This is a genomic window from Streptomyces sp. NPDC005494, from assembly GCF_042872025.1.
In the GTDB taxonomy this organism is placed as follows: domain Bacteria; phylum Actinomycetota; class Actinomycetes; order Streptomycetales; family Streptomycetaceae; genus Streptomyces.
In genome coordinates this window covers 237,176-261,277 of record NZ_JBIAJR010000002.1, presented here as the reverse complement: position 1 = coordinate 261,277, position 24,102 = coordinate 237,176, and the positions used below count along the sequence as shown (strand labels likewise).

The following is a 24,102-nucleotide window of genomic DNA, read 5'->3' as shown; positions in this document are numbered from 1 at the left end:
CCGTGCGCCGTTGTCCCGTGCGCTCATGAGGCCGGACACCCGCGTCTCGTGGTCGGCGGGTCGAGGACCATGTCGGCCAGGTCCCTCAGGGCCCCGGCGCCGTCGTCCTGCAGCGCGCGGGCCAGGCTCTCCGTACCGCCCTTGCGCTGGTTGAGGCGGAAGCACGAGGTCAGTTCGAGGTCGCGGAGGCGGAACCCGACGATGTCCTTCAGGTACACCTCGGACAGGTGCGCCGGTATCTCGTCGAGCGTCCACGGCGGGCCCTCGACCGTGGCCCGCTGGAGGCGGTCGATGAGTACCTCGATGTCGGCACGGGTCTGTGCGGGGTCACTGAGCTCCAGCCGGCCGGACACCTCGACGGCGCAGTAGAGCCAGGTGGGTATGCGGTCGCGGGTGCCGAACCACTCGGCGGCGACGTAGGTGTCGGGTCCCAGGACCGTCACGGTGGCAAGGCCGCCGGCGCCGAAGGTCCCGGACATGGCGTTGGCCCTGGCCACGTGCCCGGCGACGAACAGTTCGCCCTCGTCGGACTCGCGCAGGTCGACGGGGAGGGGCGAGGTGTGGATCCGCCCCTCGTGGGAGGTGGCGAGCACCCCGAAGGACTTGGCGCGGACGAACTCGCACATGGCAGGCAGCGGAAGGCTGAAGTGGTCTCTGGTGTACATCAGTCGCGGTCCCTCACGTCGGCATCCAGTTCTTCCAGGCCCACGCCCTCGCGCGCGCCGCGCTGCGGCGGGTGGAAGGCGATCGCGTTGACGGCGCCCGCGAGGCCCGTCCACAGGTCGCCGCGGGCGAACGCGCCGCCACCCGCGGCGCGCACCAGCGCGGCGCCGACGGCGCCGATCTCGTCCTCGACCCGGTCACGGGCGCGCACGGCGAGGTTGAGCTGGTCGCGGGCGGGTGCGGCCTCGTCGACGGCTCCGGCGGCCCGCAGCAGTACGCCCTCCAGCTCGCGCAGTTGGGCCACGGCCTCGCGCCGGCCCCGGGACGAGGCTCGCCTCTCGGGGGGCGTCGCGTCGGCCAGGCAGGAGGCGACGCCGAGGTAGGAGGCGGTGATGAGCAGCTGGAACCAGAGGTAGCAGTCGGTCGCGAACCGGCGTCCCCCGTCGCCGACGAGCGGAAAGACCTGCCCGGCGTCGATCCGTACGTCCGTCAGCCGCACGGCGTGGCTCTCGGCGGCGAGGAAGACGGGGCTCTGCCAGAACGGGCTGCGGGTCAGCCCCTGTGCCCGGGCGTCGACGAATGCCTGCGCGTACCCCTCCGGTGAGCCGTCGGGTGCCCGCAGCTCCACCATCAGGGACATCATGTCCATGCTGGTCGACAGCGAGCAGGGCCGCTTCAGTCCGGTGACGCGGTACTCGCCTCCGTCGCGGACGGCCTGGCTGCCGAGGCTGCGCAGATCGCGGCCGGGGGTGGACTCGGCGCCGCCGGAGGCGATCAGCAGGGCGTCGCGGGAGATTCCCGAGAGGATCGCGCCGGCCCGCTCGTCGCCGGAGGCTGCGACCCTGCCGAGGGCGGCGATCTTGTAGTGGTGCATGGTCGTCGCGATCGCGGCGGACGGTGCGAGCGATCCGAGGGCGACCTGGAAACGCACCGCCTGCGCGGCGCTCGCGCCGGATCCGCCGAGGGCGGCGGGAATCAGCATCGCCGTCGCGCGGGTGCGCTTGAGGAGGGCGAACACGCCCGACGCGTCCTTCTCGTGGTCGGCCGGCGGCGTGGCCGACAGCTCCTCCCAGAGCCCCTCCCCCACGGCGTCGAGCCGGGCCCCGGCATCGGCGACGGCCGCCTCCCCGGCCACTGTGCTGGTCACGTGGTCTTCCCCTCCTGGTCGAGCACCAGCCGCCTCACGGCGGCGTAGTCGGTCTTGCCGAGCGGTGTGCGCGGCAGCGCCGCGGTCACGTGGTACTGCCGGGGCAGTTGGTGTGGATGCATCCGCTCCGCGAGGCGTCGGCGGACCGCCGCCAGGTCGAAGCCGTCCCCGGTCACCAGGACGGCGGCGATCCGCTCGGTGGTACGTGCGTCCGGGACGCCCACCACAGCGGTGTCGAGCACCCCCGGGCAGTCGCGCAGTGCCGCCTCCACCTCGAGCGGCCCGACCTTGCTCCCGGCCACGTTGACGAAGGTGGAACGCCGCCCGAGGACGTACCAGCCGTCGGCGTCGGCGCGCACCAGGTCGCGGGTGCGCAGCCAGCCGTCCTCGAACATCTCGGCGGTGGCCGCGGGGTCGCTGTAGTACCCCCGGGCGAGCCCGGGCCCGCGGACGTACAGTTCGTACGCGGGGCCCTCGTGGGCGTCCTCCTCGGGTACCGGTTCGAGGCGGTGCTCCACGCCGGCGACGGGCAGCCCGATGGAGCCGCGGCCGGTGTACCGGCGGTCGAAGCAGATGACGGCGATCTCCGAGAGCCCGTAGACCTGGCGAAGCGGCAGCCCGAACCGTTCGTGGAACAGGGTCTGGACGGCGGGGTCGAGCGGCGCGCTGCCGGAGATCGCAAGCCGCAGCGACGACAGGTCCCCCGCGCGGGCACTGCTCGCGTCGGTGAGCATGCCGTACATGACGGGCAGTCCGCTCATGACGGTGACGCCGTGCCGCCGGATGATCCGGGCGAGCCCTCTGCCGGTGAGCCGGTCCCCTCGCGCCAGGACGACGGTGGCGCCGCTCAGCAGGGCGGGCAGGGTGAGGACGTCGATGCCGTGGCAGTGCCACAGGGGCAGGGGGCACAGCACGGTGTCCGCGGCGGTCAGTTCCATCTCGCCCGCCCACAGGCGGACCCGGGCCGACACCGCGGCCTCGGTCATGACGATGCCCTTGGGCTCACCGGTCGATCCGGACGTGCAGTGCACGACGAAGTCGTCCGGCAGATACGCCGGGGCGGGTACGCCTCCGGGCTGTTCACGCCCGGCGACGGGGCTGAGCCCGAACGAACCCGCACCGTCGGCGACCGCGAGCACGGTCACGTCGAAGCGCGCGGTCCCTTGTGGCGTCCCGTGCGGCTGCATCCGGCCGTCGAGCAGCACGGTGACCTGGTCACGTTTGGACGCGGCGAGGTAGACGGCGACGAAGGCGACCGGGTCGTCCACGGCGAGGCCCAGGACGTCCCCGGGCCCGAGCGCGGTGGCCAGCCGAGCCGCCGCCGCCTCCACGGCGTCGAGGAGTGCGCCGTACGACGTGATGGCCCCGTCCGGAGAGATCACCGCAGGGGTCCGGGGGGCGGCGAGGGCGGCGGCACGGAAGCCCGCGTACACCTCTCCTTCGCCTCCCGGCGCCGGGCCGGCGGACCGGGGCCGGGCATGCTGCGTCACGGCGTGCTGCGTCACGGCGGGAATTCCTCCAGGGTATTTCTGCCGAACTTCAGGAAAACCGCGGACGACGGCGTCCGCGAAACGTGGAACACGCAGGGAAATTCATCCACCAATTCCCCCACAGACGCAGGGGAGGCGATCAAAGCGGAATCGACCCTCTTGGAAAATCTGCACGAATTACTCGGCCGCTCGCCGGGGACCGGTCACCGGCGCGTCTCCGCGCCGCCGCACGCGCACGGCGGAACAAGGGCGCCGGAGGTGCAACGTGGACCGCGTTCGGCATCCCCGACCCGCTTGTACAGCAGTCGAGTTGCTCAGAATCAGCTGTTTCGTGAACAGCGTGGCCGTGTCATCCCCCGCAGCGGCCGAAGCCGCGCCCATCCCCCGAAAACGTGAACAACCGACGCCGCAAAGGCGCTTCCCCCACTCACTGCCTTTGAACACACGGCCGCCGAACCGAAGCGGCGACCGGGCATGTCGAAGAAATCACACGGACATTGCCCGCGCAAGACGATTCCATATGACGAGACATTCCCGCACGGTACCTAGGTAGAAATACCGATGCGCTTCGCGCGACTCGTACCCGTGGATTCGAATCCCCGGTACGGATGTGCCGATGCCGCACGAAGGCACATGGGAGGCCCCGGGAGCCCTCGGCGTCGGGAGCCCGGGCTCCCGACGGACGTCACAGCAGGCTCGGAGAGGCCGCAGGAGCCGCGCCGGCGTGCGGCAGAACCCCACCGGGCGGCGAGCACACGTCCTCCGGGCGGAGGCAGGCCCCGCGGGAAGCACCCGGGCGGAGGCCGGCCAGGCGCGGAGCAGCCGGGGCGCCGCGGTCCGCGACGCTCACACCTCCCGGACCGGACCCGACCGGTGGTACCAGGCGGCGACCTCCGCGCGGTTGCGGACCCCGAGTCGTCCGAGGATCTGCACGACATGCGCGTTGACGGTCCGGACGCTGAGCCCGAGGTCCCCGGCGATCTCCCGGTCGGTGCGACCCCGGGCGAGATGGGAGACAACCTGCTGCTGTCGCCCCGTCAGCGCCGCGGTCGGAGCGGTGTGCACCGCCGTCGCCGCCCCGGCACCGCGCAGGGCCGCGATCCGTTCGAGCTGCGGCGCCGCTCGCATGTCGCGGGCGATCTGCTCCGCCTCGTCGAGGAGGAGGCGGGCCCGGGCCACGGGCCCGTACAGCGCGGCCCTGCCCAGCAGTGCCGTGACCAAGCGGGCGCGGGCATGTGTCCGACGGAAGACGACGATCGCCTCGTCCCAGTGCCGCGCGGCGGCATCCGGTCCGGGGGCGCACCGGGCGCGCGCCTGCGCCACGACGCCGTCGGTGAGTTCGTACGTGGCGGCCACATGGCCGCGCACCTTGGGGTATGTACGTTCGATGACATCGAGCAAGCGGGACGGCGAACTGTCGGGATGCATGAGGGTGTGCCGCCCCTCGCACTGCGACTCGATCGCAGAGGCGAGGGCGTCCACGACGTGCAGACCGCAGCCGGACGGAGTGAGTATTCCCTCGGCGAGTGTCAGCGCCCTGCCTATCAGCTCCTCCACGCTCGCGTAGTCCTCCAGCCGCACGGCGGCGGCCAGCGCGATGTTCAGCAGGTAGGCGTGGCGGGTCGGACTGCTCGACTCGACCAGTTCGACGAACGGCGGCACCGTCCGGGGGCGCGGACCCTGCCGGCTCGTCAGCCAGCAGCGGACCAGGGTCTCCTCCACCGCGTTGATCGAGCCGTGGCGCCCGTCGGCGACCGCCGGGCCGAGCAGCGAGTCGGCCTCCGACCAGTGGCCGGCCTCGATCAGGTCCTTCACCAGCGACAGCCGCAGTGTGTCGCCCTCCTTGGTGGCGAGTTCACCGAAGTCCCGCGCGTACCGGAGCCCGACCCTCTTGATCCGCAGGGCGTCGCCGACGCTCCCGGTCCTCAGGTAGGCGGCCCTCGCCTCGTTGAGGTAGGAGCGGACCACGATGTGGTGCTGGGCGGACTCCATACCGAGGCGCCGCGCGCGGCGGGTGCGTTCGATCGACTCCTCCGGCGTGCCGAGGGCGAGCAGGGCCTCGGCCGCCACGGTGTGCACGGTCATCTCCAGCTGGGTGTCCACGACGTCCCGTGCCAGGTCGAACGCTTCGCGTAACAGACCCATCCCCTCCTCGGTGCGCCCTCTCTGCACATAGGCGAAGCCGACCGAGCACAGCACCTTGACCTTGCTGTGGAACGGTTCGTCGGGGCGCAGTTCGGCGAGCGCCTGCTCGAAGTAGTCGTGCGTCCAACTGCAGCTGGACGCGTCCAGATAGCGCCCGAGGCGCTCCAGAAGCTCCGCCTTCGAATGGTCGGCCCCGTCGCCTGCCACGGCGAGCGCCCGTATGAGGACGGCCTGCGCCTCGTCCGCGTGCCCGAGCCTGAACAGGTGCTCCGCCCTGCGCTGGAGGGCCGCCGCTGTGCCCGGCCCTTCTCGGTCACCGTCCCCCGACGCCGTCATGGATCTCCCCCCGATCAGTGGCGCGCCGCGGCCCCGCCCTACGGCCGCATGCCCGGCGTTTCCCTGTTCATCCTCCGCCTGCTGCCCACCGGACGGAGCTCTTCCCGGCACTCCCCGAGCAGGGGCGTCGTGCGCCGTACGCCGCTGCCGGCCTGGTGGGCTGCTTCCGGACGCGCGGAGCTGCCCGGTGCGTGGCACCGGGCAGCGTGGTCCGCGACGACCGTCGGACGTCAGGTGGTGTAGTCGGCGTTGATCTTCACGTAGCCCTCGGTCAGGTCGCATCCGTAGACGGTGAACGCACCGTCTCCGATGCCGAGGTCGACCCGGATGACGACCTCGTCGCCGGTCAGGTAGCGGGACGCCTCCGCCAGGAGCTCATCGCTCGGCTCCTCGGGATGCATGACGAGGTCACCGAAGCGGATACCGACGTTCGGGGGGTCGATGTCGGTCTCGTCGTCGAGCTTGCCGACAGCCATCGCGACCCTGCCCCAGTTGGGGTCGGCGCCGTGCACCGCGGCCTTGACCAGCGGTGAGTTGACGACGCTCTTGCCGACCCGCTTGGCCTGCGCGTCGTCGCGCGCTCCGGTCACGCGGACCTCGATCAGCTTGGAGGCCCCCTCGCCGTCCGACGCGATGTCCCGCACGAGGTGCAGGGCGCACTCGTACAGCGCCCGCTCGAACTCGTCGAGGTCGACGGCCCCCGCGAGACCGTTGGCGAAGATCGCGGCGGTGTCGCTCGTCGAGGTGTCGGTGTCGATGCTCAGCGCGTTGAACGTCTTGTCCATGACGCGCCGGAACAGGGCGTCGAGATCGTCGGCGGGGATGTCGGCGTCGGTGAAGAAGAAGGTGAGCAGCGTCGCCATGTTCGGCTCGATCATGCCGACGCCCTTGGCGATGCCGGTGAGCACCGCGTCACCGCAGGGCACGGTGAAGTACTTCGGCCGGGTGTCGGTCGTCATGATGGCCTTGGCCGCAGAAGCGTAGTCGGCCTCGGGGAACGGCCAGGAGAGCGAGGCCAGTCCGGCCCGGATGCCCTCCATGGGATAGGGCCGGCCGATCACCCCCGTGGAACCGATGACCAGGTCCTCGGGCTCGACCCCGGCGGCCTCGGCCACCTTGGCCCGCACCTCGGCGGCGTGCGCGGCCCCCGTCTTGCCGGTCGCCACATTGGCGTTGCGGGAGAGCACCACCATGCCGCGGGCGCTCCGGCGGGAGGCGGCCTCACGGCTGATGACGACACTCGGGCCGGCGAAGCGCGAACGGGTGAAGACCGCCGCGGAACGGGCGGGTACTTCGGACACCACGGCGGCGAAGTCGTCATCGACGTCCTTGAGCCCCATGTTCATGGTGACACTGCGAAAACCGCGCGGCGCCATGGATCCCATACCGGCAGACCTCCCGAGTGGTCCGGACCCTCCGTGCGAGGCAGTCCGGCAATGCATGAAGATTCCGTGAACCGTACACTTTCGCGCCACGGTAGAGCAAGCGATCACGACATACGACCCACTAAATCACCCTGTTTGCCGCACTGTTCAGCCAGCCATCCGCATTCTGGACAGGTACTGGACCTCGCGACTACATACTTTTGCATTCACGTTGCCGTAACACGTGCTCCTGCACGCCTTCCCCGCCCACCCAACCGGCTCCTGCCCACTGGGTGCGGGGGGCTCCCGGGCGGCGCCGGACGAGGGTGCCGGGTCCACAACGTGGCCATCCGGAGCACAGCCCTCCGGAATGCAGCTCTCCGGAACGAAGCTCGTCGGAAAACCGCTCTCCGGAACACCGCTCTCGAAGACGAGTAGGCACCGCTCGCGGTCGAGTCAGCTGCCACGGCCGACGCGACCCGAGCGCGTGCTCGTGCCACCGTCGCCGGGCCATCCGCAATCACTCCGGCCCAGGGCGACGGTTCAGGCCGTCACTCCGTCTCCTGCGCGTGCGGGACCGTCGCGGGCGGGTGAGCGGGCCGGTCCCGACCACCGTCACGGTCTGAAGCCACCACGACGACGAGCCCGACGATCACCGCTCCGGCAGCGGCCCGCCCTGCCGCCCGCACCCACCACCCCGCGGTTGCACCCCTGCGCCCACCCGGCGAGCCCAGCTGTTCCGCCCGCCGGGCCGGCCGCAGCAGGCGGAGCAACAGCAGGCACGCGACCGGCAGTTGCAGCAACCACAGGACGGTGCGCGGCCAGTCCCCGTACCAGACATTGGTTCCGTACAGCAGCGTGTGCCACACGCTCAGCACATATACGACGATCACGAAACGGTGCAGGCGCCGCCAGGCGTTCGCTCCGATGCGGTGCCGAACGTAGAACAGCAGCCCCAAGGGAATCGCCAGGTAGAGGGCTCCTTGTCCGAGCGGTATCGCGATCCGGCCGGTGCCTGAGTCGTACCAGCCCGGCACGAAGGTGTCCGCGAAACCCACCCACAACCGCTCGGCCCACGACACCTTCGTCTCGTAGCGTACGAGTTCCGCCGCGAACATCAGCGCGTGTGCGAACATCAGCGCCGTCGTCGTGAGGCTCGTGGTGCGGTGCCAACGCTCCAGTACCTGCCGCGAGACCGGCAGCCTGGTCGAGTGAGCCCCGGACAGCAGCAGACCGATCATGACCGTGCCCCAGGCCCACAGCAGGCCCGACCATCCGAATGCCTGGCTGAGCAGGTACATCCAGTAGGTACCGGGATCGTCCATGAACGGCATGACGGCAACGGTGTCCGACTCGCCCGATGCCATGCGCGCGCGCAGGAACACGAACACCAGTGCCGTGACCACCGCAGCCGCAGCGACGTCGGGCAGGGCGGCCCGCATGTCACCACGCAGAGCCACGCGGTCGCCGGAAGGCCGCTGCCGTCCAGGCGTGGCCGCTGCCCCGTCTCCCTCCGGCCTCGCTTCCGACTCCATCACGGGCCTCCTGGGCACGGGCCACCTCAGCGGCGGTACGTATGTGGCGTGGGACAACGAGTCTGGCTGAGGGGGCCGCGATCCCCGAGACGTTATCCGGCCAGAGCCGCCACCAGGGCGCTTTGCCACCGGCCGGGATACGGAGGAGTGTGGAATCAGCTGTCGTGGTACGCGACTCCAGGTCCGACCGGGCAGCCGGGGGCGGGAACCGGAACGAGGAGGAGAGACCCATGACCGCACCGAGGCCCGCCCCGGAAGCCGTGCCCGTCGTCCGCCGCCGCGATGAGCCGGACAGCGTGTTCTGGGAACCGAGTGAGCGCTGGGTGCGCGCGACGGCGGGGCAGGTCACGGTAGTGGACAGCCGTGAACCGGTCCTCGTGTGGGAGCCCGGTCGCCCCGTCCCCCTCTACGCCTTTCCAGCCGGGGACGTCCGGACGGACCTGCTGCGGCGGACGGAGCGGCCCGCCGCGCGGCGGCGCCACGCCGGCGCGACGGTCTTCTACGACCTGGTGCTCCCCGACAGGACCGTCCCCGCAGCCGCCTGGACCTACCCGGGGGTGGATCTGGCCGGGCACATCAGCTTCGAATGGTTCGGGCGCGAGGTGCTGGACCACTGGTACGAAGAGGACGAGGAGATCTTCGTGCACCCGCGCGACCCCCACAAACGGGTGGACGCCCTGCCCAGCAGCCGACACGTCCAGGTCGAGATCGAGGGCACCGTCGTCGCGGACACGCACGCGCCGATCCTGCTGTTCGAGACAGGTCTGCCGGCGCGCTTCTACCTCCCCCGGGAGGATGTCCGCCTCGACCTCTTCACCCGCACCGACGGGCGCACCCGGTGTCCGTACAAGGGCGTGGCGAGCGAGTACTGGTCCTGGGCGGGCGACGCCGACGTGCGGCACGACATCGCCTGGAGCTACCCCGACCCGTTGCCCTCCGTAGGAATCATCAAGGACCGGGTGGCCTTCTACGACGAGTCCGTCGACGTCCTCGTGGACGGAGTACGGCGGGAACGGCCCATCACGTTCTTCAGCCGACCGTCGCGATAGCGCACACGATCACGCGGCGGGCATCTCGGGGCGCGATTATCGATCTCGGTCTCGATGTCGTGCGGTCTCATGGCGGCGAGGCCTGTGTACAGGACGAGGACGAGTTCGACCGACACCGGCGGCACTATCGCTCCGGAAGAGCGCCTCGAGCGATCCAGCGACCCAGCGGCGCCGGACGACGTGCTCAGCAGGGGCCGCCCCCACCGCTGGTTGTTCCAAGCTCAGTTGCAGACTCACGTCGGCGGGCCGCTGCGAGCGCGTTGCGGACGGCGACGCGGCCGGCTTGCAGGAACGCCCGCGGGTGGGAGTCGACCGGATGGAAGCGCATGTGCCGCAGAACCACCGCTACTGCTGGGAGCAACTCGACCTCTGGTTGTGCGAGTTCGTCGCGCACCCCTCTTTCGACTGCGGCCCGGCAGTCGGCCTGCCACTCCGGATCCTCGTCGCCTTCGACGACCAGATCAACGGCCACCTCGAAGACGACGCCTGCCTCCCACGGTTCGAAGTCCATCGTGACCTCCGCGAAGTCGGACGGACAGCTGGCCTGCCGCGCGAAGACGGCTCGCACACCTTTGACGGGGCGAGGGGGGAACGTTGCAACGTCGGATTCCACAGGATCACGATAGCCAGCGAGCCCTGGCGTGCAGTTGCGTCGGAGAGAACTCAGCGCTTCCTCTCCGCTCGGGCAGCCCTCAGCCCTTATACGAAGCCGTCCATCACCGTCGGCGCCCTTTTCCGGATCAGGGAAACGAGCGAGGTAGAGGCCCCTTCGACAAGAGAGCGGCCCCGTCCGACGGCGGACCGCTCGGTGGTCTTGTATTCGAGAACCGGCACACCGCGCTCGGCAGGTCGACACCGGACTGGCGACGGCCTGGGGGTATCCCCCGTTCCGGTCGTGGGGCCCACCGGATCGCGCCCCGCTGGGGGCGAAACTAGCGTCCAGCCATGACTTCGACTCTGCGAAAGCACCTCGTCATAGCACTCGGTGTCGCTGCGCTGCTCACCGCCGAGGTGGTCCCGGCCATCGCTCAGCCCGCCGGTCCCTCCCCTGTGGAGCAGTTACGCCGGGACACCGAGGCGATCCACGCCCTCGGTGTGAGCGGTGTGCAGGCCCGCGTGATCGCGCCTGACGGCCGGCAGTCGGTCGCCACCAGCGGTACCGCCGACCTGAACACCGGCCGCCCGGTCTCTTCCAGCGGCTACTTCCGCATGGCCAGCACGTCCAAGACGCTGGTCGCCACCGTGGTCCTCCAGCTGGAGGCCGAGGGCAGACTGTCCCTGGCCGACACGGTCGACCACTGGCTGCCCGGAGTGGTGCGGGGCAACGGCAACGACGGCAGCCAAATCACCATCCGCCACCTGCTCCAGCACACCAGCGGTATCCGGGACGCTCTGCCCGGATACACCACCCCTGAGGAGTACTACCAGCAGCGCCACATCATCTACGAACCTGATCAGCTGGTCGACCTCGCCATGGCTCATCAGCCTGAGGACTTCGCGGCCGGCAAGGGCTGGGCGTACTCCAACACCGGCTACGTCCTGCTCGACATGATCATCCAGAAGGCCACCGGTCACCCCGCTCACCAAGAGATCAAAAACCGCATCCTGCGCCCGCTGGGCCTCAACCAGACCCGGTGGATGGGCGCCTCACCCACTCTGCCCCGGCCGCACGCCCAGGCTTACCAGCTTTTCGGCCCCGGTTCCCGGGTGGACGTCACCGACCAGATACCGGTGGACCACGCGAACCTTTCGTGGGTCACGACCACTCGGGATGAGAACCGCTTCTTCCGCGCGCTGCTCGACGGCCGCCTGCTGCCGGCACGGCAGCTGGCCAAGATGAAGCAGACCGTCGCCGTGAGTGCGGCGGTCCAGGAGCTGTGGCCGGACGGCCGGTACGGGCTCGGGCTGGTCGAACGCCCTCTGGGATGCGGGGGAATCTACTGGAGCCATGAGGGCGGGGACGGCGGCTACATCACCCTCAACGGCGTCACGGATGACGGGCGTCGAAGCGCTGTGGTCTCCATGTCCGAAGCCCGCGGCGACACCAAGGAGCACATATTGCAGCAGGAGAACGCGGCCAGCGCGCTGATCGAACGATCACTGTGTGCCGGGGGCTCCAGCACCCGGTGAGCGGAGGTGTCGTCGCTGTGGGCGGTTAGCTCAGCGCGGCGCTCCGCCGGTGCCGCAGACCTGAGCTGCGCACTCCGTTGCCTCTCATGGCCCGTTTTCGGCTCACCCCCGCGACGGCCCGTCTTCGCCGTCCACACTGCCCCTGTCAGATGCGTCGGCGTGTCGGCGGTAGTCCGGTCAACATCCACCTCTCTCCCACCCACCGCGGCAACCCGACTGTTCGATCAGTGTTTGAAAGCACCGGGACGGTAAAGACGGTCTTTGACACCGTCCTTACACCACCAGGTAGGAGAGGCATTATGGGCATCATTGCTTGGATCATCATCGGGTTGCTCGCGGGCCTCATCGCCAAGGCGCTCATGCCGGGCAAGGACCCGGGCGGCATCATCATCACGATGCTCATCGGCATCGCCGGCGGTCTGCTCGGAGGCTGGCTCGGCAAGGTCATCTTCGGCGTCGACTCCATCGACGGCTTCTTCGAGCTCTCCACCTGGATCGCCGCCATCGTCGGGTCGCTCATCCTGCTGGCGCTGTACCGCGTCATCACGGGCAACCGCCGCCACGCCTGACCTGACACCCGTCCCCCGAAACGGCTCCGCCCTTCCTGGGCGGAGCCGTTTCGTGCACCAGGGGCACCGCTCCGTCGCAGCGGGCCCTGCCCCCCTCGATTCCCTCGGATTCACTCACATTGGGTATCCGCGCATGGACTGGTGAGTACGCGCACTCAGTGCGCGGCACCCCTCCGGCGGCGAGGGTGGTGGCAGACCAGACCGCTGGAGAGGAACCACACACATGTCCCGCAGAACGAACCGGCCCGCCGCCTCCGTCCGTCCCACGAGAATGCGCCTCCTCGCCGCCCTTGTGGGCGCGGCGGCGGTCGTGACACTCACCGGGTGTGCGGGAGTTGAGTACCGGGAGGCCATCTGCGGCGGCGGCGAGTACCCCGTCCTGTCCGTCGGCGGCACCGGCTCCGCGTGCGTGCCCGACGACGAGGAGCCTCCGGCAGGCTTCGCGCGCTACCCGGAGGGCAAGGTGCCGCAGCATGTCGACGACAAGTGGGACGTGTACTGGGACACCCACACGCTCGACGAGGACGGCAAGATCATCGATGCGCCCGACGCCGGCTGAGCAGCCCAGGGCCCATGTGCCCGCGCGGAGTCATCCCGTGCCTCCGGGGGCGGGGCGGTGAGGGTGCCCCCGCGCCCTCACCGCCCCACCCCCGCCCTCCGCCCGGCCCTCCACCCGCACCACCGCGAAGGGCCGCCTCGCCTCCTACTCCGCGGCGGCGGTGCGCTGCAAGGTGAACCAGGCGGTGGGTACCGGGTTCGTGCCCGGGGTCTCGTCGGTCAGCCGCCACCCGGTGAACCGCTCGCGAAGTTCGTCGGCCGTGACACCGGAGATCGGGTCGTCCCACGCCTCGGGCCCGTAGCCGAACATCAGCAACCGCGCGCCGGGGGCGGAACGCTCGGTGAGGCCTGCGGCGTAGGCGTCGCGGCGGTGGGGCGGAATGCCGCAGAAGCAGCTCAGGTCGAAGAAAAGATCGTACGGGCCGGGCAGGCCGATCTCGTCGAGCCGGGTGGCGTCCCCGGACAGCACCGTGACGTCCACGCCCGCCGCGGCGGACTTCTCCCGAGCCTGCAGCACCGCGCGCTCGACCAGGTCCACGGCTGCGACGCGCCAGCCGTGCAGGGCCAGGTACACGGCGTTGGTCCCGGTGCCGCAGCCGAGTTCGAGGGCATGGCCGGGGGTCAGTGGGTAGGGCCCCTCGATCAGCTCGACGAGTTCGGGCGGCGTGATGCCGCAGTCCCACGGCGGCTTGCCTTCGCGGTAGAAGTCCTCCAGTTCACGGCGTACCGCCGCCTCCTGGTCGAGCTGCACGGATGTCCGGGTCTCGCTCATCGCTACCCCTCCAGGTATCTAGAGTTGGACTCTAGTGTTCAACTCCAGAGATACTCTGGCGGCATGGACGCGGTCAAGGGATCCGGCAGACAGAACACCAAGCGCCCCGACAAACGGGCCGAGCGCTCGCGGCGCACGCGCGACAAGATCGTGGCGGCGGCGCGGGACCTGTTCGTCGCTCAGGGGTACGGGGCGACGAGCCTCCAGGAGGTGGCGGACCGCGCGGGCGTGGCCGTCCAGACCGTGTACTTCGTGTTCGGCAACAAGCGCGCGCTGTTCAAGGACGTCGTCGACACGTCCATCGCGGGCGACACCGAACCGGTCGCCACGATGCAGCGGGACTGGTTCCGTACCGCGTGCGCCGAGCCCACCGCGGCCGGCCAGCTGCGCGCCCATGTGCGAGGCGTACGCGAGATCCTCGGCCGGGTCGCCCCGATCATGCCGCTGATCGCCGCCGCCTCGGCCACGGACCCGGAGATCGCAGCGCAGTGGCCCGCGGGCCCGGACCCTCGCTACACGGTCCAGCACGCCGCCGCGGAGGCGCTGACCTCGAAGCCGGACGCCCGCTCCGGCATCGACACCGCCCGTGCCGCCGACCTGCTGTACGGCCTGCTCAGCCCAGAGCTGTACCTGGTCTTCGTACGCGACCGGGGATGGTCTCCCGAAGCCTGGGAGGAGTGGGCCTGCGCGTCCCTGACCGCCCAACTGTGCAACGACCCCGAGCAGGTCACCTGATCAGACAACGCACCGGTCAGGGACGAGCAGAGGTGTCCGGCCGCCACGTCGTCGCCGCTCCGGCCCTTCGTCCGGCCCTACGTACGGACCTCACCTCCGACGCCTCGCTCGAGACCTGGCTGTCATCGGCCGCGCGCGACGCCGCCTGGCGCGCCGACTACGGAACCGCCACTGCCCGTGATGCCGGTCGGCTTCCCGGTGGAGGCGGACGCAAGGGCGGACGCTTCGACACCGTCAGGCCGTCTCGGGTGGCACGGCGACATCCGCCGGGAGACCGGCCAGGACCGCCGCGACGGCCTCCGTCGCTCCGTCCGCCTCCAGCAGCCGCCCGTCGGCGTGTCGCACCCGGTAGCGGCCGTTCCCGAGCGGCATGACACCCGGCAGATCGCCGCAGAGGGGCGGCGCGGCCCGGCGGCTGAAGGTGAGCCAGTACATGCTGCGGCCCGGCGACAGGGCCCGCAGCGCGGGCTGGTCGAAGGCCGCCTCCACGAGTACGCGCAGCTCGGCGTTTTGTGCGCCCGCCACGGATGTGCGCAGCTGATGCCATCGCGCCGGTACGGCCTGACCGTGTTCATGCGCCTCGGCCGACGCCCAGGTCCGCATGAAGGGTCGCCGCGTCACGAGTTCGCGTACCCGTGGCACCTGCAGCCAGGAGTGCGGCGCCCCAGCGGCTTCGGACAGGTCGTCCGTGCTGCCGTCGGCCATGTGGACCGTGCCTGCCCAGCAGCCGATGGCGAAGCTGCGGACGTCCATCGCCATCAGGGCGTTCGCGGAGCGGCCTCCGGCCGTCACCTTCGCCGCCACGTACCGCCAGCCGGGGGAAGCCGTCAGCTCGACAGCGAGGTCGTAGCCGGCTCGGTCCGCCACGGTTTGCAGGGCGTTGCCCAGGGATCCCGCACGCACGACGTCCGGATAGAGCGTCGCGTACGAGCGCAGCGCATCGCCCGGCGCCGCACCGGAAAGCTGTTCGGGCATGGGACCGATTCTGTCAGTCGGCCGACGCCCGGCGTGGCGTCCCACCGCGCTGTGTGGCCGCGCGGCAGGCCCGTCGCCCGTCGCCCGCCCACCGGCCCGGACGTGGCCCCGCCACATGTGCGGTGGGGCCTCGTCCTATGTGCGGTGGAGCCCCGCCCTATGTGCGGTGGGGCCTCGTCCTGGTTCGACGGGATCACACGTCAGTCCGCGACGGTGTCGAGTGCGGCGATCCGCGCCTGGGCCGCCGGGGGCTGTCGGCGCGGCCTACGGCGTCCGCTGCCGGGCCAGTACGGCCCGTCCGTGCTTCTTCGGTCCGCCGATGCTCTCGGCGGGCGTCCGCGCGCGGGCGCCCTCCCTCGACGCCACCTCGTCGAGCGGCTGCGCCTGAGCCGTCCAGGCGCAGCCGCTGTGTCATGAGGCGTCGATCAGTTTCTGCACCTCCGGCGGGAGCGTCGAGCCGGAGTAGGAGACGACGAACACGACGTCGTCCGGAGAGCTCCCCACCGCGATCGCGACTTCAGGGGCGACGCCTTCGACCCCGTAGGCGGTCTCCGTGGTTCCGTCCTCGACCGTTTCCCCGTCGCCACCGGTGTCGTCGCACGGCGGCATGGTGGCGGTGCCAAGCTTTCCCGTGACCGTGAAGTCCGCATGCGCGACGTCCTTGTAGGTGCGCCCTTGGTAGGTGAACTCCACCGCACAGGACGCCTCCCCCTCCGCGCCGCCGCTGTTGCCGGCGCTACACCCGGCTGCCGTCACCACCAGAACCACCGCCGACAGCACGCCCGCACATCGTCCGGACCAGTTCATCAACGTCCCCCTCCAGTAGATGCCCCTCTCCGCCGGACCGGATCACGTCGACCGCTCCGGCGGGAGTGTCGGGCATGGGACGTGTGAGGTGCCCGCCAGGTTCCGGGTCCCCGGGGGCATTGTCACAGCGGAGTGATGGTGCGTACTCGACGAGGCCGGCGAGCTCGTCGAGCAGCTCCGCGAACGCGGCTCGATCGTGCTCGGTGCGGCCGGGTGCGCGATGAGCCGGCATCTCGTCGTCACCGGACCTCACCGGCGGCGTGACCCTACGGACACGGTGGGATCGGGCAGCCTTCACGGTCCACGCAATGTGGGCTTCAGCCGACGCTCGTGGGGCCTGCTTCCTGTACGGACGTGACGACGGCAGCCAGGTCCGCGCCCGCCCTGAGCAGCGTGACGGTCCGAGCGGCGATCTGATCGAGCCGCTGTTGCAGGACGAGCGCCGCCTTCTCCAGCCCGTCGAGGCTGCGCAGGGAGCTCATGATCTCGCGCACCGCCGGAATTCCGTACCCCGCCCCGCGCAGGGCCGCGACGATGCGCGCCGCCCCGATCGCGGAGGGGCCGTAGCGGCGCACATGCAGTGACGTCACCCGCTCGGGGCTGACGAGGCCTTCCTGTTCCCAGAACCGCAGGGTGGAGGGACGCACGCCGAGCGCCTCCGCGAGCTGGGTGATCGTCATCGCGTCGCTCACCGGCTCGTGGTCCTGTCCGTCCACCTCGGCCTGGATCGCACGGAGTGCCCGTTGGGCGTCGAGCGCTTCCTCTCGTTCCCGCGCGAGCCGGAGGTGCACGGCGCCGACCGCCGACGCCGCGTCCGCGAGCGTCCCCGTCCGCAGTCCTGCGAGCAGTTGCCGGGCCGTCACGGGCCCGGCGGCACCCGCGAGCCCCCGGTAGGCGCGAAGAGCCTGCACGTGCAGCGGTGTGTAGGAACGGTAGCCGTTGCTCGCCCGTGCGGCCGGCGGGATGACCCCCAGTCGCTCCAGGTCGCGAACCTGCTGTACCGAGTACCCCGACTCCCTGGCCACTTCGACGGTGCGGAGCGGCACCCGCCGGAGACCGCTCACCGGTTCATCCATCAGCCAACCCCACATAAGCACGTGAACCAGATACTCGAACCATGAGTATGGAACAGATCATCGCGACCGCACGCACCCTCGACGGCGTACTCGTGTTCACTCCTGAACCGGGAAGCGCGTTTCCTGAGATCACGTGGGGGGACGCCTTCATCTACTACGCTCCCGACGGGCGCATGCCACGGAACGTCCAGCCGTACGCAACGATCGTCAGCAGGAACTACCCGGACGACACCGCTTCCGACCTCGACACCCCAGGCCGCCGACGGGTGAACATCCGCACCGAGCGTGCGGCCTTCGTCGAGCTCACGGGGGAGGAACCACGCGACCTCACCCGGCCCCGCGACTACGCCGCCGTGGACAGCGTGCTGCCCCATCCCGTGTACGGGGCGCTCGGATGGATCTCGGTCGTCGATCCCGGCGAGAGGACGACGGACACGGTCGTGCAACTCCTGCGCGACGCTCACGAGGCCGCTCGCGCCCGGTTCGCGCGACGCCAGGACCCGGGAAGGCCGCCGGAGAACGGCTGATGCGCGCCCTGGCCCGGGAGGGCTGAACCGACTCGCCTCAAAGGATCGCGCCGCGGCCACGATCACGCGAAGGCGGCGGCCGGGCAGTGTGGGCCTGCCCGTCCCCGCCGACACACTTCCGCTACTCACCCTCCCGGTAGCTCATGAACCAGTGGGTGTCGAAGTAGCGGGCCATGGTGAACGGATGGTGCCGGTCGACGAGGATACGGCAGACGAACTCCGCGGCCCGGCAGTCGAAGTGGACGAGCTCGCCGTCGAAGGTCTGGACCGTGACTCGCCAGCCGTCAGGATCGCCGTCGTCGGGCCGCCAGCAGTACCGGTCCTTGTGCTCCGTGCCCGCCCATGCGAGCAGGCCGTCCTCTGCGAGGTCGGTCCACGGCTCCTGGTTCAACGAGAGATACGCGTCGAAGGCGCCCTCCCCGAAGGTCTCCACCATGCGCTTGTAGTCACCAGGGAGGCGTGTCCCCAGTCGCGTCTCGGTCCGCGCCCAGTCGACGTCCGGCCGTCGCGGGGGCGCGGACCAGCCGGTGATGCCGATGAGCCGTTCGACCCAGTCCACGCGCTCTCCGGGCGCCGCCGCGAGGGAGTCCGGCTGCCGCCTCGGCACGGTCGCCAGCACCGGCCGGGTGTCGCCCGCCGCGTCCCTGGCCGTTCCCGCGCCGATCCACCGGTCCCTGTACGCCCAGGCCCGTATCGTCACCCCCCGGCCTTCGAGGAGGCCGAGAAGAGCCGCGCCGCACTCCTCGTCGACGGTGGGGTCGGCGAAGCCGTCCAGGACAAGGGTGCGCGGGGCACCGAACCGCCCGGTCAGCGACCTGACGAGCGTGTGCGGGTCGGTGCCCGGGGGCAGACGCAGATACCCGTGCGGGACGGCTGGTCCGGACAGCAGGTCACTGAGCGTCGACGGGGTGTGCGCCATGGGGCCATTGAAACGCAGCGCACTGACAACAACGCAGTGCGCCGACAACAGCCGGACGTAGCCGACGGTGGCAGCGGACACGACATCGCCTGTCCTGTCGTCGCCGCCTCGCCGCACCCCAGCCGCCACGCCGTCCCCGGCGCGGCGAGGAGCGCCCCGGCCGGCATCACACCCGCTGAGGCAGCTGCCAGATCCGTTCGATCGCATCACCGGTCAGAACCTCCCCCGGTTGGCCCTCCCCCCACAACCGGCCTTCCTGGAGCACCAGTAGGTGGCCCGCCCCCTCGGCCGCCTTGAGGTCGTGGGTCGCCTGCACGACCGTCACCCCCTCCTCGGTCACCTCTGCCAGCACATCCGCGATCAGCCGCTGCGCCGTCGCGTCAAGGCCGGTGGTCGGCTCGTCCAGCAGAAGCAGATCCGCTTCCTGCGCCAGTCCCTGGGCCACGAGCGCGCGCTGACGCTGACCGCCCGACAGTTCCCCCAGCTGTCGATGGCCGAGGGAGCCGATGCCGAGCCGGTCCATGCTCGCCTCCACCACCTCCCGGTCCCGGCGTGACAGCCGTCGGTACAGCCCTCGGTCTCCCCACCTCCCCATGGCCACGGCGTCCCGCACCGTCAGCGGCAGCGCATCGGCCGCCCTGCTGCGCTGCGTCACGAACGCCGGGCGCCTGGCGGTCCGGTGCCGCACCTCGCCCGTTGTCGCCCGGATCACACCCGCGATCACCCCGAGCAGCGTGGACTTGCCGGACCCGTTCGGCCCGACCACGGCGGTTGTGGTGAACGCCGGTATCTCCAGGGTGAGTTGATTCAGCACCGCGCGGTTCGCATAACCGGCGGACACGCCGTCGAGCCTTACCTGCCGCTGCATCTCGTGAACCTCTTCCCGCTACAGACATTGAAGTGATAATCATTTTCATTGTAGTGTCCCGCTCCATGGAATGGTTGATGGGCCCCTTCGAGGTGACCTTTGTCCAACGGGCCCTGTGGGGCGGCATACTCGTGTCGCTGATCTGCGCCCTGGCCGGCACGTGGGTCGTCCTGCGCGGTATGGCGTTCTTCGGGGACGCGATGTCGCACGGCATGCTCCCCGGCATCGCTCTCGCCTCGCTGCTGGGCGGCAATCTGCTCCTCGGAGCCGCCGCGAGCGCTGCCGTCATGGCGCTCGGCGTCAGCGTCGTGGGCCGCTCCCCGCGCCTGTCGCAGGACACCAGCATCGGCCTGCTCTTCGTGGGGATGCTGTCGCTGGGCGTGATCATCGTGTCGCGTTCCCAGTCGTTCGCGGTCGACCTGACCGGCTTCCTCTTCGGTGACGTGCTCGCCGTACGCAGCGCCGATCTGGCCTACCTGGGGGCCGCCCTGGCCATCGCGCTGGTGATCTCCGTACTGGGCTACCGGGCGTTCGTGGCCCTGGCGTTCGACGAGCGAAAGGCGCACACGCTCGGGCTTCGGCCGCGTCTCGCACACGCGGCCCTGCTGGCCCTGCTCACGCTGGCCATCGTCGCGTCGTTCCACGTCGTGGGGACGCTGCTGGTCTTCGGCCTGCTGATCGCTCCCCCCGCGGCCATGCTGCCGTGGGCCCGGCGCATCCCGGTGATCATGATCGGCGCCGCCTGTCTCGGAGCCTGTGCGACCTTCATCGGCCTGTTGCTCTCCTGGCACCTGCACACGGCCGCCGGGGCGAGCATCGCGGCGACCGCTGTCGTCCAGTTCCTGATCTCGACCGCCGCCTCCGGTCTTCGCGCCCGGTGGGTGCGTCCCTCTTCCCTAGCCTCCCCGACCGACCACCAGCATCTGGAATACGGACGTCCGTCATGACCCCCAGGAAGATCCGAACCACCACAGCACTCTCCCTCGCGGCTCTCACCGGCTTCGGGCTCCTCGCCGGCTGCCAGAGCGGCAGCGATGCGAAAGCCCCACCGAAGGCCGCGGCGAAACCCCACGGATACGTGGAGGGAGCCGAAGAAGCCTCCGAGCAGCAGTCCCGCCTCGTACTCGCCGACGCGGCCACCGGCACGGTCGGGGCTCTGGACCTGGTCACCGGGGACGTCACCCCGCTGGAAGGCGCCGAAGACGTACAAGGGCTGCGCACCGACAGCCGGTTCGCGTACGTGAGTGCCGCCGGGGCCACTCACGTGGTCGACTCCGGTGCATGGACGGTGGACCACGGCGACCACGTCCACTACTACCGCGCCGCCATCCGCGACGTGGGCTCCGTCGCGGGGACGGGCGCGGTCGGGATCCACAGCGATCAGGCCCTCACCGCCGTCTCCTCCGCAGCCGGCACGAAGCTGTACGACCGTGCGGCATTCGAGGCCGGCACAGTCCCCGCCGGCCGCGCTCTGACCGGCGCGGGCAGCGGACCCGTCGTGCCCTACAGGGAACACCTGCTCGTCACCGGGACGGAGGCGGGGAAGGACACCGTCGCGGTCCACGACCGGGAGGGCACACGGGTCACCTCGTTCGAGGAGCCGTGCGCCCAGGTACGCGGTTCAGCAGTCACACGCCGGGGCGTGGTGTTCGGGTGTGCCGACGGCGCTCTCCTGGTCAGCGAGGACAAGGGCACGTTCGACGCCGAGAAGATTCCCTACGGCACAGCGGTGAAGCCATCGGAGCGGGCCGCCGGTTTCCACCACCGGGCGGGCAGCACCACACTCGCGGCACTGTCCGGCGATGACGCCGTCTGGGTCCTCGATGTCACCGACCGCACCTGGACACGTGTCGAGACCGGCCCGGTCCTGTCCGCCAACACCGCCGGGGAGGGGTCCCCCCTGCTCGCGCTCGGCACGGACGGCGTGCTCACGGCCTACGACACAGCCACCGGCAGGAGCGTCGCTCGCAAGCAACTCCTGTCGCAGGGAGCCGAGTCCGAGGGCCCTGGATCCGTGGCCATCGAGGTCGACACCACTCGCGCGTACGTCAACGACGCCGCTGCCCGGAAGGTCCACGAGATCGACTACAACGACCGGCTCCGGGTCGCCCGCACCTTCACACTCGACTTCGCTCCGACGTACATGGTGGAGACCGGCCGATGAACCTCGATTCCACACACGCCCACAGGCGCCGGACGCCCAGGCGTCTCCTGCTCGCCTGCCTGGCCGGCGTACTGCTCCTGGGGGTGAGCGGGTGCGCGAAAAGCGAGAAGGACCGGCCTTCCGTGGTCGTCACCACGAACATCCTCGGTGACATCACCCGCAACGTCGTCGGCGACGAGGCCGAGGTGACCGTACTGATGCAGGCCGACGCGGATCCGCACTCCTTCGGCATATCGGCTCCGCAGGCGGCGTCCATCGAGCAAGCCGATCTCATCGTCCACAACGGCCTCGGTCTGGAGGAGAACATCCTGCGCCACGTGGCGGCCGCGGAGGAGGCCGGTGTCGCCACCCTGGCCGTCGGGGAGGGCGTCGACCCGCTCACCTACACGGCGGGCGAGTCCGCGGACCAGCCCGACCCGCACTTCTGGACCGACCCCGAGCGTGTCCGCAAGGCTGTCGGGCTCATCGCGGACGAAGTCACCGCGCACGTACGGGGCGCCGACGGGCCCACCGTCGAGAGCAACGCTTCCGCCTACGCGGCACAACTCACCGAACTCACCGCGTGGATGCGGAAGCAGTTCGACGAGATCCCGCCCTCTCAGCGCCAGTTGGTGACCAACCACCACGTCTTCGGCTATCTCGCGCAGCGCTTCCGTTTCCGGATCGTGGGCGCGGTGATCCCGAGTGGCACCACGCTCGCCTCACCGAGCGCCTCGGACCTCAAGTCCCTTGCCACCGCGATCGGAACGGCAGGCGTGAAGGCCGTGTTCGCGGACTCCTCGCAACCCGACCGGCTGGCCCAGGTGCTCAAGCGGGAGAGCGGGATCGACGTCGACGTCGTACCGCTGTTCTCGGAGTCCCTCACCGCGAAGGGGAAGGGCGCCGCCACCTACCTGGAAATGATGCGCGCCAACACCACGTCCATAGCCACCGGCTTGGACACCGCATAGCGACGTCGTCGCCCGTCACGGACGACAGCAACAAGAAGGAGACAACACGATGAAGCATGCAGTACGCCCGAGGACGGCAGCTGCCGTCAGCGCCCTTCTCGCGGCTTCCGTCGCGCTCACCGCCTGCGGGGGCGAGGCCGGGGAGCCCGCCGCCAAGGCGGCGGACAAGCCGTCGGGTGCACCGGCGGCTCCGGTCGCGGACCCGATCGTCACGACGTACGACGGGGGCCTGTACATCCTGGACGGCAAGACGCTGAAGCTCGCCGAGGACATACACCTGGAAGGGTTCAACCGGGTCAATCCCGCCGGCAGCGACCGGCATGTGATGGTCTCGACCGCGACCGGCTTCCGCGTGCTGGACGCGGCGGGCCGGAAGCTCACCGGTGTCGAGTTCGAGGGAAGCAAGCCGGGCCATGTCGTACGCCACGCGGGCAAGACCGTCCTCTTCGCCGACGGCACAGGCGTCGTCACGGTCTTCGCCCCCGAGGACCTCGGTGACACCGCACCGAAGGCCGAGACGTACACCTCCGCCGCCCCGCACCACGGTGTCGCCATCCAGCTCGCCGACGGCACACTGGTGACCACCCTCGGCACGGAGGAGAAGCGCGTCGGCATCACCGTACTGGACAAGGACCGCAAGGAGATCACCCGCAGCGAGGAGTGCCCCGGCGTCCACGGAGAGGCGACCGCGCGGGGTGAGGCGGTCGTCATCGGCTGCGAGGACGGCGTCCTGATCTACAAGGAGGGCGCGGTCAAGAAGGTGAAGAGCCCCACGGAGTACGGCCGGATAGGCAATCAGGCCGGGTCCGACGAGTCGCCCGTGGTGCTCGGTGACTACAAGAAGGACAAGGACGCCGAGCTGGAACGCCCGCAGCAGGTGTCGCTCATCGACACCCGGACGGGCACGATGCGGCTCGTCGACATCGGTACGAGCTACACCTTCCGCTCGCTGGCACGGGGACCGCACGGTGAGGCGCTCGTCCTGGGCACCGACGGCAAGGTCCACGTCATCGACCCCGACACGGGCAAGGTGACCAGGAAGATCTCCGCCCTCGGCCCGTGGCAGGAGCCGCTGGACTGGCAGCAACCGCGTCCGGCGATGTTCGTGCGCGACCACACGGCATACGTCTCGGACCCGTCGAGCAAGAAGCTGCTGGCCATCGACATCGAGTCCGGCAAGCAGCTGGCCTCGACGGTGCTGCCCGAAGCCCCCAACGAGCTGAGCGGCGTCAAGCAGCACTGACCCTCCGCCACCACACGAGGAGCGCGTTCCCGCCGGGCGGGGGCGCGCTCCTCGTGTGGTGGCGGGCGCCCCCGCCCGCC

General features: G+C 70.4%; 24 protein-coding genes. 10 read left to right on the top strand and 14 right to left on the bottom strand.

Going from position 1 to position 24,102, the window contains the following annotated elements:
- Positions 1–23: 23 nt before the first annotated feature.
- The 7 genes from ACFYQ6_RS06995 to ACFYQ6_RS06965 form a co-directional block, all read right to left on the bottom strand.
- Complete coding sequence (locus ACFYQ6_RS06995; RefSeq protein WP_388761261.1) at positions 24–665, bottom strand: FMN-binding negative transcriptional regulator; 642 nt, start codon at positions 663–665, stop codon at positions 24–26.
- Positions 665–1,810, bottom strand: a complete 1,146-nt coding sequence (locus tag ACFYQ6_RS06990) for a hypothetical protein (RefSeq protein WP_388761258.1) — start codon at positions 1,808–1,810, stop codon at positions 665–667. The genes ACFYQ6_RS06995 and ACFYQ6_RS06990 overlap by 1 nt, the downstream gene beginning before the upstream one ends.
- Complete coding sequence (locus ACFYQ6_RS06985; RefSeq protein ID WP_388761255.1) at positions 1,807–3,315, bottom strand: class I adenylate-forming enzyme family protein; 1,509 nt, start codon at positions 3,313–3,315, stop codon at positions 1,807–1,809. The genes ACFYQ6_RS06990 and ACFYQ6_RS06985 overlap by 4 nt, the downstream gene beginning before the upstream one ends.
- Before the next feature lie 831 nt (positions 3,316–4,146).
- Positions 4,147–5,781 (bottom strand): LuxR C-terminal-related transcriptional regulator, encoded by a 1,635-nt coding sequence (locus tag ACFYQ6_RS06980; RefSeq protein ID WP_388761253.1) that lies wholly within the window; start codon positions 5,779–5,781, stop codon positions 4,147–4,149.
- 230 nt (positions 5,782–6,011) lie between these two features.
- Positions 6,012–7,166: a bifunctional glutamate N-acetyltransferase/amino-acid acetyltransferase ArgJ gene (gene argJ / locus ACFYQ6_RS06975; RefSeq protein WP_361573054.1), complete on the bottom strand. Its 1,155-nt coding sequence runs from the start codon at positions 7,164–7,166 to the stop codon at positions 6,012–6,014.
- A gap of 206 nt (positions 7,167–7,372) precedes the next feature.
- Positions 7,373–7,564 (bottom strand): hypothetical protein, encoded by a 192-nt coding sequence (locus ACFYQ6_RS06970; RefSeq protein ID WP_388762210.1) that lies wholly within the window; start codon positions 7,562–7,564, stop codon positions 7,373–7,375.
- Positions 7,565–7,696: 132 nt separating this feature from the next.
- Positions 7,697–8,680 (bottom strand): ferric reductase-like transmembrane domain-containing protein, encoded by a 984-nt coding sequence (locus ACFYQ6_RS06965; RefSeq protein WP_388761249.1) that lies wholly within the window; start codon positions 8,678–8,680, stop codon positions 7,697–7,699.
- A gap of 230 nt (positions 8,681–8,910) precedes the next feature.
- On the opposite strand from ACFYQ6_RS06965, the gene ACFYQ6_RS06960 reads away from it, so the two are divergent.
- Positions 8,911–9,729 (top strand): DUF427 domain-containing protein, encoded by an 819-nt coding sequence (locus ACFYQ6_RS06960; RefSeq protein WP_388761246.1) that lies wholly within the window; start codon positions 8,911–8,913, stop codon positions 9,727–9,729.
- A 184-nt stretch (positions 9,730–9,913) separates the two neighbouring features.
- On the opposite strand, the gene ACFYQ6_RS06955 is transcribed toward ACFYQ6_RS06960, so the two are convergent.
- Entirely contained in the window at positions 9,914–10,342 is a 429-nt protein-coding gene (locus ACFYQ6_RS06955) for a hypothetical protein (RefSeq protein ID WP_388761244.1), read from the bottom strand.
- Positions 10,343–10,674: 332 nt separating this feature from the next.
- Between ACFYQ6_RS06955 and ACFYQ6_RS06950 the strand changes: the two genes are divergently transcribed.
- The 3 genes from ACFYQ6_RS06950 (at position 10,675) to ACFYQ6_RS06940 (ending at position 12,987) form a co-directional block, all read left to right on the top strand.
- Positions 10,675–11,859 carry a serine hydrolase domain-containing protein gene (locus ACFYQ6_RS06950; RefSeq protein WP_388761241.1) on the top strand — a complete coding sequence of 395 codons (1,185 nt, stop codon included), beginning with the start codon at positions 10,675–10,677 and terminating at the stop codon, positions 11,857–11,859.
- 299 nt (positions 11,860–12,158) lie between these two features.
- A complete protein-coding gene (locus ACFYQ6_RS06945) occupies positions 12,159–12,428 on the top strand; it encodes a GlsB/YeaQ/YmgE family stress response membrane protein (RefSeq protein ID WP_388761239.1) in 270 nt (89 codons plus the stop codon).
- Between the two features lie 223 nt (positions 12,429–12,651).
- On the top strand, positions 12,652–12,987 hold the full coding sequence (locus tag ACFYQ6_RS06940; protein WP_388761236.1) for an SCO0607 family lipoprotein: 336 nt from the start codon (positions 12,652–12,654) through the stop codon (positions 12,985–12,987).
- A gap of 144 nt (positions 12,988–13,131) precedes the next feature.
- Here the strand turns inward: ACFYQ6_RS06940 and ACFYQ6_RS06935 are convergent, their stop codons facing one another.
- The gene (locus ACFYQ6_RS06935) at positions 13,132–13,758 is read right to left on the bottom strand and encodes a class I SAM-dependent methyltransferase (protein ID WP_388761233.1); all 627 of its coding nucleotides are present in this window, start codon (positions 13,756–13,758) and stop codon (positions 13,132–13,134) included.
- A 63-nt stretch (positions 13,759–13,821) separates the two neighbouring features.
- On the opposite strand from ACFYQ6_RS06935, the gene ACFYQ6_RS06930 reads away from it, so the two are divergent.
- Positions 13,822–14,493 (top strand): TetR/AcrR family transcriptional regulator, encoded by a 672-nt coding sequence (locus ACFYQ6_RS06930; RefSeq protein WP_388761230.1) that lies wholly within the window; start codon positions 13,822–13,824, stop codon positions 14,491–14,493.
- 234 nt (positions 14,494–14,727) lie between these two features.
- On the opposite strand, the gene ACFYQ6_RS06925 is transcribed toward ACFYQ6_RS06930, so the two are convergent.
- From ACFYQ6_RS06925 to ACFYQ6_RS06915, 3 genes are all read right to left on the bottom strand, one after another.
- Positions 14,728–15,468, bottom strand: a complete 741-nt coding sequence (locus tag ACFYQ6_RS06925) for a DUF6193 family natural product biosynthesis protein (protein ID WP_388761227.1) — start codon at positions 15,466–15,468, stop codon at positions 14,728–14,730.
- Positions 15,469–15,879: 411 nt separating this feature from the next.
- A complete protein-coding gene (locus ACFYQ6_RS06920) occupies positions 15,880–16,275 on the bottom strand; it encodes a DUF6281 family protein (protein WP_388761224.1) in 396 nt (131 codons plus the stop codon).
- Between the two features lie 317 nt (positions 16,276–16,592).
- Complete coding sequence (locus tag ACFYQ6_RS06915; RefSeq protein WP_388761221.1) at positions 16,593–17,351, bottom strand: MerR family transcriptional regulator; 759 nt, start codon at positions 17,349–17,351, stop codon at positions 16,593–16,595.
- 47 nt (positions 17,352–17,398) lie between these two features.
- Here ACFYQ6_RS06915 and ACFYQ6_RS06910 point away from each other — a divergent pair, with 47 nt between their 5' ends.
- Positions 17,399–17,878, top strand: a complete 480-nt coding sequence (locus tag ACFYQ6_RS06910) for a DUF6194 family protein (RefSeq protein WP_388762207.1) — start codon at positions 17,399–17,401, stop codon at positions 17,876–17,878.
- Positions 17,879–17,999: 121 nt separating this feature from the next.
- Here the strand turns inward: ACFYQ6_RS06910 and ACFYQ6_RS06905 are convergent, their stop codons facing one another.
- On the bottom strand, positions 18,000–18,797 hold the full coding sequence (locus tag ACFYQ6_RS06905; RefSeq protein ID WP_388761218.1) for a hypothetical protein: 798 nt from the start codon (positions 18,795–18,797) through the stop codon (positions 18,000–18,002).
- Positions 18,798–18,963: 166 nt separating this feature from the next.
- On the bottom strand, positions 18,964–19,665 hold the full coding sequence (aztA, locus tag ACFYQ6_RS06900) for a zinc ABC transporter ATP-binding protein AztA (protein ID WP_388761215.1): 702 nt from the start codon (positions 19,663–19,665) through the stop codon (positions 18,964–18,966).
- Positions 19,666–19,730: 65 nt separating this feature from the next.
- On the opposite strand from aztA, the gene aztB reads away from it, so the two are divergent.
- Genes aztB through aztD form a run of 4 tightly spaced genes read left to right on the top strand, consistent with a single transcriptional unit; the run spans position 19,731 to position 24,022 of the window.
- The gene (gene aztB / locus ACFYQ6_RS06895) at positions 19,731–20,612 is read left to right on the top strand and encodes a zinc ABC transporter permease AztB (protein ID WP_388761212.1); all 882 of its coding nucleotides are present in this window, start codon (positions 19,731–19,733) and stop codon (positions 20,610–20,612) included.
- Entirely contained in the window at positions 20,609–21,829 is a 1,221-nt protein-coding gene (locus ACFYQ6_RS06890) for a hypothetical protein (RefSeq protein ID WP_388761209.1), read from the top strand. The genes aztB and ACFYQ6_RS06890 overlap by 4 nt, the downstream gene beginning before the upstream one ends.
- Positions 21,826–22,779 (top strand): zinc ABC transporter substrate-binding protein AztC, encoded by a 954-nt coding sequence (gene aztC / locus ACFYQ6_RS06885; RefSeq protein WP_388761206.1) that lies wholly within the window; start codon positions 21,826–21,828, stop codon positions 22,777–22,779. Before ACFYQ6_RS06890 ends, aztC begins: the two co-directional genes overlap by 4 nt.
- A 49-nt stretch (positions 22,780–22,828) precedes the next feature.
- Positions 22,829–24,022: a zinc metallochaperone AztD gene (aztD, locus tag ACFYQ6_RS06880; RefSeq protein ID WP_388761203.1), complete on the top strand. Its 1,194-nt coding sequence runs from the start codon at positions 22,829–22,831 to the stop codon at positions 24,020–24,022.
- Positions 24,023–24,102 lie beyond the last annotated feature (80 nt).